Origin of the sequence: Cryobacterium arcticum (genome assembly GCF_001679725.1) — a bacterium.
GTDB classification, from domain to species: Bacteria; Actinomycetota; Actinomycetes; order Actinomycetales; family Microbacteriaceae; genus Cryobacterium; species Cryobacterium arcticum_A.
This window is the reverse complement of record NZ_CP016282.1, coordinates 792,433-806,483: the sequence shown is the minus strand read 5'-3', so window position 1 is coordinate 806,483 and position 14,051 is coordinate 792,433. Positions and strand designations below refer to the sequence as shown.

Here is a 14,051-nt window from a genome sequence, read left to right as displayed (position 1 = left end):
CCTATCCCGGCTAGAGGGTTTCGCGCGGTGAGGCGGTGGCCAGCTTGCTCGGCCACCAGATCTTCGGGCCGATGTCGTGCGCGAGCGCCGGCACGAGCAGGGACCGCACCAGGAAGGTGTCCAGCAGCACCCCGAACGCCACGATGAACGCCAGTTGCGCCAGGAACAGGATCGGCAACACGCCCAGGGCGGCGAACGTCGCGGCGAGCACCAGACCGGCCGAGGTGATCACCCCGCCGGTGGCCACGAGGCCGCGCAGGATGCCCGGACGGGTGCCGAACCGGATCGACTCCTCCCGCACCCGGGTCATCAGGAAGATGTTGTAGTCGATGCCCAGGGCGACGAGGAAGACGAACCCGTAGAGCGGCACCACCGGGTCGGCGCCCGGGAAGCCGAGGACGCCGTCGAAGACCCAGGAGGACACGCCGAGGGCCGCCGCGAAGGAGAGCACCACGGTCGCCACGAGCAGCACCGGCGCCAGTATCGACCGGAGCAGGAGCATCAGGATGACCAGGATGACCCCGAGGATGATCGGGATGATGAGGTTGCGGTCGTGGATCGCCGTGTCGGTGGTGTCCACGGCGATGGCCGTGGTCCCGCCCACGAGCACGGTGCCCGTGACGTTGTCGAGTTCCACCCGGAGCTCGCGCACGGTCTCCTCGGCCGCCGCCGAGTCCCCCACGTCGGTGAGGGTCGCCTGCAGCATGACGTCGCCGTCGATCACCGTGGGGTCCCCGGCGGGGGTGCCCGGGGGGCCGAACGCCTGCACACCGTCGGCGGTGACCGGCAGCGACCCGCTCACGGAGTCCTCGGACAACACGGTGACCGAGTCGACGCCGTCGTTGGCCAGCAGCACATCCGTCATCGCCTGCAGCTCGGACTCCGGACCGACCACGACGGCCGGGGTGCCAGAGCCGCCGGGGAAATGCGCCCCGACCACGGCCTGGCCGTCCCTGGCCTCCGAGGAGCCCAGCACGAACTCGCTCTGGGAGACCCCGTCCGCCTTGAACTGGAACGCCCCGATGGAGGCCACCGCGAGCAGCACGGTGCAGGCGATCCAGATGAGCCGGGCGCGGCGGCTGATCAGCCGGGCCAGCCACGGCCAGACTCCCTTGGCGTTGTCGCCGTCGAGGCCGGGGTGGGCGGAGCCGAGCTTCGGGCGCACCGGCCAGAAGGCGGCACGGCCGGCCCAGAGCATGAGCGCGGGCAGCAGGGTCAGGGCGCTGAGCAGGGCGAAGGCGATGCCGATGGCCGCCACGGGGCCGAGGGCCTTATTCGAGTTGAGGTCGCTGAAGAGCAGGCAGAGCAGGCCCACGATCACGGTGCCGCCGGCGGCCAGGATCGGCTCGAACGAGCCGCGCAGGGCCACCAGGGTGGCGTCCCACTTCGTGGCGTTGTCCCGCAGCGCTTCACGGAACCTGGCCACGTAGAGCAGCGAGTAGTCGGTGGCCGCACCGATCACCAGGATGAACAGGATGCCCTGGGTCTGCCCGGTCAGGATCAGCACGTCGGCGCTGGCCAGGGCCACCACGACGAGCACGGATGCGCACAGCGCCGCCAGGCTGGTGAACAGCACGATCAACGGCAGCAGCGGCGACCGGTAGACGATCACGAGGATCACCAGCACCGCCGCGAGCGCGGTGAGCAGCAGGATACCGTCGATGCCGGCGAAGGCGCCGGTGAGGTCGGCGATGAGACCGGCCGGGCCCGTCACGTAGGTGGCCACCCCGTCGATGGGGTTGTCGGCGAGGTAGGCGCGGATGGACTCCACGGTGTCCGCCGGTTTCACCTGGGTGTCGAGGGTGAGGATCGCCTCAGCCGCCTCGCCGTCCTCGGAGAAGATGGCCGGTGACACGCTCTCGGTGACGACACCGTCCAGCTCGGCCAGGTCGGAGACCTGCGCGGTGATGGCCGTGCGGTCGGCCTCGGTGAGGCCGCCGGCGCGTTCGTAGACCAGCACGCCGGGCAGCACGTCGTCGCCGCGGAACTCGGCCTGGAGCGCCTGCACGCGGGTGGCGTCGGCGCTGGCGGGCAGCTGCTGCACCTGGTCGTTCGTGGACACGTCGCTGATCCGGCCGAACGAGGCTCCGCCGGCGCCGAACACCACGAACCAGATCAGGATCAGCGCGGTGGGGATCAGGATGCGCAGCCACAGCGGCACCCTGCTGGACGAGCCGGTCTTCCGGGCCCGGCGGCCCGCATCCGTGGGCGGCTCGGGGGCAGTTGTCTTCATCACAGTCCCGACAGTAGACCGGGGTGCGCCATCCGGGCATCGACCGAAAGTTGGAAGACCGGGCCCGGAACGCCGACAGGCGGCACCCGAACCCGTGGGTTCGGTGTGCCGCCTGTCATGCCGGTAGAAGACCGGAGGAAATTACGCCTTGCGACGGCCCACGAGGAGGCCGTAGATGAGGAGAACGATGATGGATCCACCGATGGCCAGGAGCCAGGTCTGGATGGAGAAGAAGTCCTCGAGCGGTGCGTTGAAGAGCAGGCTGCCGAGGAACCCGCCGAGCAGTGCGCCGACGACGCCGAGCAGAAGCGTGACGAACCAGCCGCCGCCCTGGTTGCCCGGGAGGATGAGCTTGGCGATGGCACCGGCGAGGAGGCCGAGAAGAAGGAATCCGAAGAACCCCATGGAGTGTCTCTTTTCTGTTGGTGTGGGTACTGCTGGTCATTCGAACGCGCTGTGCTCGTTCGACCGGGCTCTGGGGAGCCGGCTTGATTACGTGGCCGGAGAGTCAGTCGACGCCATTGTCGACCTGCTCTTCGGCCACGTAAATGTCTGTGATGGTCACGTTCACGGCGGAGACGGGCATGCCCACCAGCCCCTCGATGGCCCGGGTGACGGATGACCGCACCTGGCCGGCGAGTGCGGTCAGGGAAACCGGGTATCCGGCAACCAGCACGATCTGCACCGTGACGCCGTCGTCATCGAGCTCGATCGAGACACCGGGGTTGGCGTCGGTGCTGGTCACGGCGTCGAGGATCGCGCCGAGCGCCCGGGTGGGCACGCTGCCCAGGGCATGGACGCCCTCAACCTCGCGCACGGCCAGGCTGGCGACCTTGGCGATGACACCGTCCTTGATCGTGGTCTCCCCTTCGCCGACCCGCTCCGCGGACGCGTCTGAGACCGCGCCGGCGCTGGCCGGCAGGGTCGTCGACGAGCGCGGCTGGTCGGAACTGATGCTGTTCATCTGGGAGTTCTCCTTGGTTCGGATGGGCCACCGGAAATGCCGGCGATCGGCTCGCCACGCTCGGGCTGGCGATGGCGCCGAGCGCCGGTCCTGGTGTCCGCAACGCCCGCACTGGGGGCTGGAGTCTGACGAATATGGGGGAAGTTGTCGACGATTTCTCAAGGCCGATTCTCAGCCCCGAATCGGGGCAGGATTGGCATCGTCATAGTTATGACGCACACACCGGCCGGTTCGTCACGAAATTGGCAGGAAAGTTTTTTTGGGGCCCGGGGATCTACACTGATCTGGCCCACACGATCCGTCAGACTGGAGACGCCATGAGCACCACAACGAACCGCAGCGCCGAACTGGCCGCTGTCGTCGAGCAGGTCCCCGGCGTCGACGAGGTCTATCCGGCCACGCCGGTCCTCACGGCCGTGCTGAACCACGTGGTCGGGGCGCTCACGCAGAAGCCCAGGGACCCGGAGTTCGTGGCGCTCACGGAGACCGACGAGGGCGTCACCGCATCCGTGTCGATCGGCGTCGCGGACGCCGGAGCCGCCACCGAGGTGTGCCGCAAGGTCTACGACACCATTCAGGAGTACTTCGTGGAGTCCGGCGACCCTGCCGTGACGGCCATCGAAGTGACGGTGGCGCGGATCGGCTGATCCGCCCGCGCCGGGTGAGCTACGGCGCTAGTGCGCCGACTGGATGGCGCGCAGTCGCAGCAGCACCTGGTCGCGCAGGTCTTCCGGCGCGGTCTCCTTGCAGGCACGCTGCATCACATCGGTGAGGGTGCGGCCCACGTTGTGCTCGCTCCGGCAGTCGGGGCAGTGCTCGAGGTGCTCACGAATGTCGAGGGCGTCCTCCTTGCGGAGTTCGTTGTGCAGATACTCTTCGAGTTCGGCCTTGGCCTTCTCGCAACCGCAATCGGTCATTTTCCTGTGCTCCCGGATGTCTTCTTCGTGCTCGTGCCTGTCTGGTTGCCGCCCAGGCCACGCTCGAGGGCGTAACCGGACAGCAGATCGCGCAGCAGCCGGCGCCCCCGGTGCAGACGGCTCATCACCGTTCCGATGGGCGTCTTCATGATCTCGGCGATCTCCTGATAGGAGAAGCCTTCGACGTCGGCGAAGTACACCGCCAGGCGGAAGTCCTCGGGAATCGACTGGAGGGCGTCCTTGACGGCACTGTCGGGCAGGTGGTCGATGGCCTCGGCCTCCGCGGAACGGCTCGACGTCGCCGTCGTGGATTCCGCCCCGCCCAGCTGCCAGTCCTCGAGGTCGTCGATGGTGCCCTGGTAGGGCTCGCGCTGCTTCTTGCGATAGGTGTTGATGAAGGTGTTCGTCAGGATCCTGTACAGCCAGGCCTTGAGGTTGGTGCCCTGCTCGAACTGCTTGAACGATGCGAACGCCTTGACGAAGGTTTCCTGCACCAGGTCCTGCGCGTCAGAGGGGTTCCGCGTCATGCGCATCGCCGCTGCGTACAGCTGGTCGATGAACGGCATGGCCTGTGCTTCGAACAGGTCCCGCATATCAGTCGTATCTGTTGTCATCACGGGCAATTCTAGGCCAGCGATAGGCGCGGATGCCGCGGGTGTGCGCTCCATGAGCAGAGTTGCTGCCACTGCTTCCTCCCGGTGTGCGGCCGCAGGATGGGCCGCCGTGTTCGGAAACGTACCTGTCAAGGCGGTCCCGGCCAGGATGATCCCGACTATTCTGATAACCGATGTTGATCTCGAGATATTCCAAGCCGGAGTTCGATCCCTACGGAGACAGTTCACCCGAGGAGATCGATGCGCTCTGGGCCGCGCCCGTCGCCGCTGTGCCGCTGGCCGCGACGCTGTCGCTGCCCGGCTCGAAGTCGCTGACCAACCGGGAACTCGTCCTGTCGGCACTGGCCGACTCGCCGTCGCTGCTGCGGGCCCCCTTGCATTCCCGTGACAGCGACCTCATGGTCGACGCGCTGCGGCAGCTGGGCACCACCATCGAGGCCGTCGACGGCGCCGGCGAATACGGTGCCGACCTGCGTATCACGCCCGGCGAGCTGTTCGGCTCCACCACGGTCGACTGCGGCCTGGCCGGCACCGTGATGCGCTTCCTGCCTCCCGTCGCCGCACTGGCGCTGGGCCCCACCACCTTCGACGGCGACGCCGGTGCCCGGCGCCGTCCGATGTCGACGACGATCAGTTCGCTCCGCGACCTGGGCGCCGACATCAACGACGACGGCCGCGGTGCGCTGCCGTTCACCGTGCACGGCACCGGCGGCCTCGAGGGCGGTGAGATCACCATCGACGCGTCTTCGTCGAGCCAGTTCGTCTCCGGCCTGCTCCTCGCCGCGGCCCGGTTCCGCACCGGCCTTCGCCTCCGTCACGCGGGCGAGCGACTGCCGAGCCTGCCTCACATCGAGATGACCATCCACACCCTCGCCCAGCGCGGCGTCGCGGTCACCAGCCCGGAAGAGGGCGTCTGGCTGGTCGAGCCCGGCCCGATCCAGGGCGCGGAGGTCGACATCGAACCCGATCTCTCCAACGCGGCCCCGTTCCTCGCGGCGGCCCTCGTCGCCGGCGGCTCCGTCACCATCACGGGCTGGCCCACGACGACCACCCAGGTCGGCGCGCACCTGGCCGAGCTGCTGCCGCTCTTCGGCGCCACCGTGTCGATCGACGGCGACCGGCTCACCGTGACCGGCACCGGCCGCATCACGGGCGTCGACCTCGACCTCTCCACCGGCGGCGAACTGGCGCCCACCCTCGTGGGCCTCGCGGCCCTCGCCGACTCGCCCAGCACCATCACCGGCATCGGCCACATCCGCCACCACGAGACCGACCGGCTCGCAGCGCTGGCCACCGAGATCAACAACCTCGGCGGACACGTCACCGAGCTGCCCGACGGGCTGGCCATCGACCCCAGACCGCTGCACGGCGGCACCTGGCACAGTTACGACGACCACCGGATGGCCACCACCGGCGCTCTGATCGGCCTGGCCGTCGCCGGCGTGGAGGTCGAGGACATCGGCACTACCGCCAAGACCCTCCCCCAGTTCGCCGATCTCTGGCACGGACTGCTCGCTGGACCGGGCACCGCGTGACCTGGTGGGCGACACCGGACGATGACGAACCGGAGTACGACGAGTCCAGTGTTCGCGTGCGGCCGGGCCGCAAGGGCACCAAGCCGCGCACCAAGACCCGTCCGGAGCACGGCGACGCCCTGACCGGGCGTATCCTCTCCGTCGACCGCGGCCGGTACACGGTGATGCTCGACGAGAACGAACCCACCGAACGCCGGGTCACTGCCGCGCGGGCCAGCGAGCTGCGCAAGCACGCCGTCGTCACCGGCGACCGCGTCGACATCGTCGGCGACACCACCGGGGCGGAGGGCAGCCTGTCGCGCATCGTGCGCATCGTGCCGCGCGTGACCCTGTTGCGCCGCAGCGCCGACGACACGGATGCGGTGGAGCGCGTCATCGTCGCCAACGCCGACCAGATGCTCATCGTCGTGGCCGCGGCGAACCCGGAGCCGCGCATCCGCCTGGTGGACCGGTACCTGGTCGCGGCGTACGACGCCGGGGTCTCCCCCATCCTCTGCATCACCAAGACCGACCTCGCCGACCCGGCCGAGTTCCTCAACAATTTCGCCGGCCTCGACCTGCCGGTGTTCCAGAGCCGCGACGACGCCATGCCGCTTGACGCCATCTCGGCGGCCCTGGTGGGCCATGACACCGTGTTCGTCGGCCACTCGGGCGTGGGCAAGTCCACGCTCGTGAACGCTCTCGTGCCCGACGCGCACCGCGCCGTCGGTGTGGTGAACACCGTCACCGGACGGGGCCGGCACACCTCGTCGTCGACGATCTCGCTGCGGCTCGAAACGGATGCCGGCCGCGGGTGGGTCATCGACACCCCCGGGGTGCGCTCCTTCGGCCTGGGTCACATCAACACCGACAACATCCTGCGCGCTTTCACCGACCTGGCCGTCATCGCCGAGAAGTGCCCGCGCGGCTGCACCCACCTGCCGTCATCGCCCGACTGCGCCATCAACGAGGCCGTCGCGGCCGGAACCCTGGGCGACACCGGCAAAGCCCGCCTGGACTCCCTCCAGCGCCTCCTGGAGACGTTCGCGGCCGCTCCGTCGCACCGCCAGGGCGAGAACTGACTCGTATAACGTGGGATCATGACGGATTCCACACGGCTTGCAGCCGGCGACACGGCCCCCGAGTTCACCCTGACCGACCAGAACGGCCAGAGCGTCTCTCTGGCCGACTACCGCGGCCAGAAGGTCGTGGTGTATTTCTACCCGGCCGCGATGACGCCGGGCTGCACCACGCAGGCCTGCGATTTCCGGGACAACCTCGCTTCTCTCGCGCAGGCCGGCTACCAGGTGCTGGGGGTGTCGAAGGACACCCAGGCGAAGCTGGCGAAATTCGCCGAGAACGACCACCTCACCTTCCCGCTGCTCAGCGATGAGGATCTGACCGTGCACCGGGCGTACGGCGCCTGGGGCGAGAAGAACCTCTACGGCAAGGTCGTCACCGGGGTGCTGCGCTCCACCTTCGTGCTCGACGAGGCCGGCGTGGTCACGCTGGCGCTCTACAACGTCAAGGCCACCGGGCACGTGGCGAGCCTGCGCAAGAAGCTCGGCCTCTAGCTACGGCTCGCGGGTGCTGGTGGCCTCGAGCACACTGCGGGTGAAGAGCAGCACGATCACCAGCGCCGAGGGCACCAGCAGCGCCCAGCCGAGGTCCGGCCGGGCGTAGAGGCCCTGGAAGCAGCCGATCGCGACGAAGACCTGCACGAGCTGCCAGGTCACCGCGGCGGCGCGGATCCACGGGCGGGCGCGGAGGGTCGCCACCGCAATGGTGCTGACCCAGAGCGCCGCGACGATGGTGAGCACCAGGATGGCGATCGCGCTGGCGAAAGACGTGGGCCGGTCGGTGAGCAGCTCGAGGATGAGCCAGATCACGGCCGCCCACAGGAGGGCCGCCTCCGCTGCCAGGAGCGCCGCGAGAACTGTCAGAGCGCGGGGCCGGCGGGCTCGACGGGGCTCGTCAGCACCCCCCTGGCCGGGGTCGAACGGTTGGCTCACAGCGTTATCCCATACAAAACTATTGATTTGACACCCCTATTATGCGACCATATTTGAGGCCCGGTTGACGCTCACAGGGTGGTGAGCAGATCTCCATGTAGATCCGACCTTCCTGCAACCTGGTCTTCCCCCCGCATCTTCGGCCGATCGGCCAGGCATCCCCCCGCAATAAAGGAGCACCCCTATGGACTGGCGCGATAAAGCTGCCTGCCTCACCGCCGACCCGGAACTCTTCTTCCCGGTTGGTAACACTGGTCCCGCAGTCGACCAGATCGAGAAGGCCAAGTCCGTGTGCGCCCGCTGCAACGTCACGGAGGTGTGCCTCCAGTACGCTCTCGAGACCGGTCAGGACTCCGGCGTCTGGGGTGGACTGAGCGAAGACGAGCGCCGCGCCCTCAAGCGTCGCGCCGCACGCGCCCGCCGCGCGTCCTGAGACACTCGGCGTCACGCTGACGAAGCGGGCGAGGAACGGGAATCCCGCTCCTCGCCCGCTTTTTTGTGCCCGCGTCACGCCGGCCGCCGTGTACGGCTTCAGTCGAATTCCATGAAGCGCAGCGGGATCTCGATGGTGACCTCGGTGCCGCTGCCCATCATGGTGTGCCAGTCGATCGATCCGCTGAGCTCGCCCTGGATGAGGGTGCGCACGATCTGGGTGCCGAGGCCCGAGCCGACCTTGCCCTCCGGCAGCCCGGAGCCGTTGTCGCGCACGCGCACCGTGAGGGTTTCGAGGTCGCGCTCGGCCTCGATCGACACCTCGCCCTCCCGGCCGGCCAGGCCGTGCTCGACGGCGTTGGTCACGAGCTCCGTCAGCGCGAGCGCGAGCGGCGTCGCGTAGGCGCTGGGCAGGATCCCGAAACTGCCGGACGACTTGGGGTGGGCCGTGGTGTTGTGCGCCGACGCCACCTCGGCGATGAGCAGCAGCACCCGGTCGAACACGGCGTCGAAGTCGACGTTCTGGCTGAGCCCGCTGGAGAGCGTGTCGTGCACGACGGCGATGGCCGCGACCCGGCGCATGGCCTGGTTGAGCGCCTCACGGGCAGTGTCCGAGTGGGTGCGGCGAGCCTGGATGCGCAGCAGCGACGCCACGGTCTGCAGGTTGTTCTTCACCCGGTGGTGGATCTCCCGGATCGTCGCGTCCTTGGTGATCAGTTCGCGTTCCTGGTGCCGGAGCTCAGAGACGTCGCGGGAGAGCACGATGGCGCCGATCCGCTCGCCGCGGTTGCGGATCGGGATCGCGCGCAGCGACACCGTCACCCCGCGGGCCTCGATGTCGGTACGCCAGGGCGCCCGGCCGGTGACGACCAACGGAAGGGACTCGTCGACGACGGCCTTGCCGCTGAGCAGGCTCGTGGTGACCTCGGCGAGCGACTCGCCCTCCAGCTCGTCGGCGAAGCCCATGCGGTTGAACGCGGACAGCGCGTTCGGGCTAGCGAAGGTGGTCACGCCGTCCAGGTCCAGCCGGATCAGGCCGTCCGAAGCGCGCGGCGCGCCGCGGCGCGGGCCGGTCGGGGCGCCCAGGTCGGGGAAGTCCCCGGAGGCGATCATCGCGAAGAGGTCGTTCGCGCAGTCGTTGAAGGTCAGCTCCTGGCGACCCGGCGTGCGGGTCTCGCTGAGATTGGTGTGCCGGGTGAGCACGGCGATGGGCTCGGGGGTGATCTCGGCGCCGCTGGAGCTGATGCGGCGGCGCACCGGGATGGCGCGCACCCGGGTGGGCGTCTCCTCGTACCAGTCCGGCGCGGTGGTGTCGATGATCTTGGCGGTGTCGAAGGCCTCGGTGACCTGCTTGCGCCACTCGGCCTTGATCTCTTGGCCCACGAAGTCGCGGTAGAACAGCGTCGCGGCGCTGGACGGCCTGGCGTGGGCCACGGCCACGAAGCTGCCGCCCAGGGTGGGCACCCACACGACGATGTCGGCGAAGGCGAGGTCGGCCAGCAGCTGGCCGTCGGCGACGAGCATGTGCAACCAGTCGACGTCCTCCGCGCTGTTGCGGCCCTGGGCAAGTACGAGATCACTGAGCGTCGACACATGAACAGCCTACGGCCGCCCGGCGCCCGGCACGCACCGGATGCTGGCGCCACCGCACCGGATGCGCCATGCTTCGCTCATGAGCCCAGACACCGCGCCCCCCGCCCTCACCGGCGAGCCTGCTCCGCCGGCCCGGCGCGACCCGGCCCTTCTCGTGGTGCTCGGCCTGATCGCCCTGCTCGTGCTGGTGGCGCTCGTGGTGGTCTTCACCCGCGGTGCACCCGAGCTGCTGGACGCCGGCACGCCCGGCGGAGTGGTGCAGCGGTACGCGGCGGCCGCGGTGGAGGGTGATGAGGACACGGCGGCGCGGTATCTGACCGCGACCGCCCTGGCGAACTGCGACCGGTACTCCGAACCGGGCACGGAGGACATCCGCGTCACGCTGCTGGACACCACCGAGCGCGTCTCGAGCGCCGACGTGCGGGTGTCGATCGTCACGTTCTACGACGCCGGACCGTTCGGTTCGTCGGAGTCCGAGTCGGAGGACGTGTTCGAACTGGTCAGGGCGGACGACGGCTGGCTCATCGATGCGGTGCCGTGGCAGCTCATGGTGTGTCCGTCGACCGGCAGCGGAGACGGGCTGTGACCGGGCCGGGCACCGCGCCGGCGGGTATCCCGCCGGCGAGGGTCGTTCCGCGGGCCTCCGCGGCGCCGGTGCTGCGCCGGGTGGTGGTGTACGGCATCCTCTTCGTTCTGGTGCTGCTCACGGCCGGTGGTCTCGCCGACCTGCTCGGCCGGTTGTTCGACGTGGTCACCGGAACCGCCGTCGTCGGCGGCGACACGGCGGGCCTGGCCGTGTCGCTGAGCTTCACCCTCGTCGGCGGGCCGCTCGCCGCGCTGCTGGGCTGGTTCGCCTGGCGACGCCTGGCCGACCCGTCCGAACGTGACTCAGTGGCCTGGGCCCTGTATGTGGTGGGCGTCTGCACCGTCGCGCTCATCGTCGCCAGCACCGCACTGTTCTCGGCCGTGTCTGCGGTGGTGCGCGGCGACGACGCCACCGCGGAGGCGGCGACGGGTGTGGTCTGGGCGGGGGTCTGGGCCGGGCACCGGTTCGTCCTGCGCCGGAGCACCCGTCGCCCCACCCGGCTCCCCGGAACTGCCGCAGTGTTGGGCGGGGTCGTCGGACTGCTGCTCGGGGCCGGCGGCGCGGTCTCGGCACTCACGGTGCTCTTCGACACCGCGCTGGCGGGCGCCACGGATGCGCCCATCGGCGTTCCCTGGTGGTGGGCCGCACTGCAATCGCTGGTCTGGGCTGCCGGCGGCGGCCTCGTCTGGTGGTGGCACTGGGACCGGGACAGTGGCCGTGCCGTTCGCACCGGTCTCGCCGCTGTCGCCCTCGTCGGTGTGGGCATCCTGGGCGGGTGCCTGCTCACCCTCGCGGGTGCGGGCACGACGCTGTTCGTGCTGCTCCGGTTGGCCGTGGACCGCTCGGATCCGCTGCGCGTCCTGCTGGATCCGCTCGGTGCGGCCGTGGCGGCCGCCCTCGTCGGCGGACTCATCTGGGGGTATCACCGTGCCGTGGCGGCACGGCGCTCGGCGGGGGTGAGCGGCGCAGGCGTTCTGGTGACCAGCGGGGTCTCGCTCGTGGCCGCCGCATCCGGCATCGGCGTGATCGTGAACGCCCTGCTCGCCACCCTCACGACGCCCCTGGCCGCGTCCGACCCGCGCACGCTCCTCCTCGCCGGCATCAGTTCGCTCGTGGTGGGCGGTCCGCTGTGGTGGTTCACCTGGCGACCGACCACGGCCGTGCTGCCGGAGCGGCGCCGCAGCACCGGCCGCAGCGCGTACCTGGTCGTGGTCTTCGGAGTCAGCGCCGTCGTCGCGCTGGTCGCCCTGCTCGTGATCGGGTTCCGCCTCTTCGACTCGCTCTTGTCCGGCGAGGCCGGGCTGCTCGACCGGCTCCGGGCCTCGCTGGGCCTGCTCCTGGCCACGGGTCTGGTGGCGGGGTACCACTTCAGCGTCTGGCGGGGCGACCGAGCGGCGATCGCGGCGTCGGTGCCCGCTCCGGTGCCGGATGCGCCGCGCGGCCCCGCAACCGGCATCGGCGAGCTGGTGCTCATCATGGGCCCGGGTGCGGAGCCGGTGCTGCGCCACCTGCGGCAGCTCACCGGTGCCACGGTGAGCTGGTGGCAGCGCGCCGGCGGGTCCACGGCCCTGCCGGACCCGGCGGAGGTGGCGAGCGCTCTCGAGGGCGTGCGCGGCGAGCGCGTCGTGCTCGTCGTGGGGGCCGATGGGGAGCTGAGCGTCATCCCCCTGGTCGCCCCGCAACCGCCCGGGCTCTGACCACGACCGGGCCCGCAGACCGGTCATGGCCCCGGTCACGGCCCCGGTCAGACGGCCCCGGTCAGGTGGCCGGCGCGGTGCCCCGCCAGGGCGTCGCGCGGCGCCAGGGCCTGCGGGCCGGTACGGCGTCGGGCGCGTCGAGCAGGTCCCGTTGCACGAAGCCGAGGATTCCGAGCCGGGCCGGTGACCGCGGGGCCGCGTCCCGCAGGGTGCGGCCGGTGAGCACCGCGGCATCCACCCCGGCCTGGTCGTGCGGCACGAGCACCGCGGCCTCGATCCCGCCGAACCGGCGCAGCGCGCTGCTCACCTGCCCGGCCGCCCCGAGGCCCACCGCGCTGGCGCGCACCCGGTTCATCACGACGTGCACCCGGTGGGTGCTGATCACCTCGGTCAGGTCGCCCCAGGCGCGCAGGAACCTGGCCATGCCGACGGGGTCGGCGAGGCCGCACGCGACGACCCGGTCGGCGATGCCCAAGGCGGCGAGGGTCGCGGCGTTCCGGCGTGGGGCGAACAGGTCACTCGAGATCTCCTCATCGCTCTCGAGGCTGAAGCCGGTGTCGAGGACCACGTAGTCCGCCCAGCCGCGCAGCGCTGCGATGGTGCGGCTCACCCGCTCCGCCGACAACTCCGGCCACCGCGACGGCCGCCCGATTCCGGTGAGCACCTGGAAGGCACCGCGGGGCGAGTTGTAGCGATGCGCGATCCGGTCGAACTCGGACCGGGTCAGCGCGTCGGCTCCGGACAGCCGGCATGCGGCGGCGAAGCCCGGCGCCTCGTCGAGCAGGCCGAGGCTCGGCGCGATCGAGCCGCTGTAGGTGTCGACATCCGCCAGAATCACAGTGTGCCCGGCCGCCGCGATCTCGGCGGCGATGTTGATGGCCAGGGTGGTGCGGCCCGGGGCCCCGGCCGGCCCCCAGACGGCGATCACGATGCCGGGTCCCTCCAACCCGCCGGCCGGTTCCGCGGCGGCGGCGGGCTCCGGCCCGGGCGACGGCTGCCGTGCCGGCTTGGCTCGCCGGCCCGGCACGGCCCGCCTCCCCCGGTGCCGGCCGGGCGCCGGGGCTTCCGGGCTTCCCGGGGTGCCGGTGACGCCCGACGCGTCATCGGCGTGGCCGCCACGGTCGGGCGGGTCGTCGATCCGCAGCGGGATCGCCGCGCCCATGGTCAGCACACTCTCGATCTCGAACCAGTCGGCGTCGGCCGCTACGACCTCGTGCAGCCCCAGTTCGGCGACATAGCGGCGCTCCTGGGCGGTGGCGGCCAGGGCGACGACCCGGATGCCGTTCGCATCGCTCGCCGCCAGGAGTTCAGCGGTCAGGGTGCCGGCAGAGGCCCCGACGATGAGGCCGTCCGGGCTGTGCCTCTCGATCGCCGCCAGGAGTTCGGACACCGTGGCAGGACGGGCCACGATCACGTGGCCGTGGTCGATGATGTCGGGCAGCAGCCGGTCCTCGGTCTCCCGGTCAAGGGCCAGCGCCAGCAGCACCAC

The 14,051-nt window shown here is 70.4% G+C and carries 15 protein-coding genes; 7 read left to right on the top strand and 8 right to left on the bottom strand.

What is annotated here, in order from left to right:
* Positions 1 to 10: 10 nt before the first annotated feature.
* The 3 genes from PA27867_RS03530 to PA27867_RS03520 form a co-directional block, all read right to left on the bottom strand.
* Positions 11 to 2,233 (bottom strand): MMPL family transporter, encoded by a 2,223-nt coding sequence (locus PA27867_RS03530; protein WP_084020636.1) that lies wholly within the window; start codon positions 2,231 to 2,233, stop codon positions 11 to 13.
* Positions 2,234 to 2,374: 141 nt separating this feature from the next.
* Positions 2,375 to 2,638: a GlsB/YeaQ/YmgE family stress response membrane protein gene (locus tag PA27867_RS03525; protein WP_066593261.1), complete on the bottom strand. Its 264-nt coding sequence runs from the start codon at positions 2,636 to 2,638 to the stop codon at positions 2,375 to 2,377.
* 103 nt (positions 2,639 to 2,741) lie between these two features.
* Positions 2,742 to 3,197 carry an Asp23/Gls24 family envelope stress response protein gene (locus PA27867_RS03520; RefSeq protein ID WP_066593257.1) on the bottom strand — a complete coding sequence of 152 codons (456 nt, stop codon included), beginning with the start codon at positions 3,195 to 3,197 and terminating at the stop codon, positions 2,742 to 2,744.
* Positions 3,198 to 3,514: 317 nt separating this feature from the next.
* Between PA27867_RS03520 and PA27867_RS03515 the strand changes: the two genes are divergently transcribed.
* Complete coding sequence (locus PA27867_RS03515) at positions 3,515 to 3,844, top strand: hypothetical protein (RefSeq protein WP_066593256.1); 330 nt, start codon at positions 3,515 to 3,517, stop codon at positions 3,842 to 3,844.
* Between the two features lie 27 nt (positions 3,845 to 3,871).
* Here PA27867_RS03515 and PA27867_RS03510 read toward each other — a convergent pair whose 3' ends face one another.
* Positions 3,872 to 4,114 (bottom strand): zf-HC2 domain-containing protein, encoded by a 243-nt coding sequence (locus tag PA27867_RS03510; RefSeq protein WP_066593250.1) that lies wholly within the window; start codon positions 4,112 to 4,114, stop codon positions 3,872 to 3,874.
* Positions 4,111 to 4,728, bottom strand: a complete 618-nt coding sequence (locus PA27867_RS03505; protein ID WP_066593248.1) for a sigma-70 family RNA polymerase sigma factor — start codon at positions 4,726 to 4,728, stop codon at positions 4,111 to 4,113. Before PA27867_RS03505 ends, PA27867_RS03510 begins: the two co-directional genes overlap by 4 nt.
* A 173-nt stretch (positions 4,729 to 4,901) precedes the next feature.
* On the opposite strand from PA27867_RS03505, the gene aroA reads away from it, so the two are divergent.
* The 3 genes from aroA to bcp are packed head-to-tail and all read left to right on the top strand — an operon-like array spanning position 4,902 to position 7,816.
* On the top strand, positions 4,902 to 6,263 hold the full coding sequence (gene aroA / locus PA27867_RS03500) for a 3-phosphoshikimate 1-carboxyvinyltransferase (RefSeq protein ID WP_066593242.1): 1,362 nt from the start codon (positions 4,902 to 4,904) through the stop codon (positions 6,261 to 6,263).
* A complete protein-coding gene (gene rsgA, locus PA27867_RS03495) occupies positions 6,260 to 7,324 on the top strand; it encodes a ribosome small subunit-dependent GTPase A (RefSeq protein ID WP_066593240.1) in 1,065 nt (354 codons plus the stop codon). The genes aroA and rsgA overlap by 4 nt, the downstream gene beginning before the upstream one ends.
* Before the next feature lie 18 nt (positions 7,325 to 7,342).
* A complete protein-coding gene (bcp, locus tag PA27867_RS03490; protein ID WP_066593236.1) occupies positions 7,343 to 7,816 on the top strand; it encodes a thioredoxin-dependent thiol peroxidase in 474 nt (157 codons plus the stop codon).
* Here bcp and PA27867_RS03485 read toward each other — a convergent pair whose 3' ends face one another.
* Positions 7,817 to 8,254, bottom strand: a complete 438-nt coding sequence (locus tag PA27867_RS03485) for a hypothetical protein (protein WP_066593235.1) — start codon at positions 8,252 to 8,254, stop codon at positions 7,817 to 7,819.
* Between the two features lie 184 nt (positions 8,255 to 8,438).
* On the opposite strand from PA27867_RS03485, the gene PA27867_RS03480 reads away from it, so the two are divergent.
* The gene (locus PA27867_RS03480; protein ID WP_035837005.1) at positions 8,439 to 8,687 is read left to right on the top strand and encodes a WhiB family transcriptional regulator; all 249 of its coding nucleotides are present in this window, start codon (positions 8,439 to 8,441) and stop codon (positions 8,685 to 8,687) included.
* Positions 8,688 to 8,785: 98 nt separating this feature from the next.
* On the opposite strand, the gene PA27867_RS03475 is transcribed toward PA27867_RS03480, so the two are convergent.
* Positions 8,786 to 10,279: a sensor histidine kinase gene (locus PA27867_RS03475; protein WP_066593230.1), complete on the bottom strand. Its 1,494-nt coding sequence runs from the start codon at positions 10,277 to 10,279 to the stop codon at positions 8,786 to 8,788.
* A 79-nt stretch (positions 10,280 to 10,358) separates the two neighbouring features.
* On the opposite strand from PA27867_RS03475, the gene PA27867_RS03470 reads away from it, so the two are divergent.
* Together PA27867_RS03470 and PA27867_RS03465 are read left to right on the top strand one after the other, a co-directional pair.
* Entirely contained in the window at positions 10,359 to 10,865 is a 507-nt protein-coding gene (locus PA27867_RS03470; RefSeq protein ID WP_066593229.1) for a hypothetical protein, read from the top strand.
* Positions 10,862 to 12,562 (top strand): DUF5671 domain-containing protein, encoded by a 1,701-nt coding sequence (locus PA27867_RS03465; protein WP_236900823.1) that lies wholly within the window; start codon positions 10,862 to 10,864, stop codon positions 12,560 to 12,562. The genes PA27867_RS03470 and PA27867_RS03465 overlap by 4 nt, the downstream gene beginning before the upstream one ends.
* A 61-nt stretch (positions 12,563 to 12,623) precedes the next feature.
* On the opposite strand, the gene PA27867_RS03460 is transcribed toward PA27867_RS03465, so the two are convergent.
* A complete protein-coding gene (locus PA27867_RS03460) occupies positions 12,624 to 14,051 on the bottom strand; it encodes an AAA family ATPase (RefSeq protein WP_066593218.1) in 1,428 nt (475 codons plus the stop codon).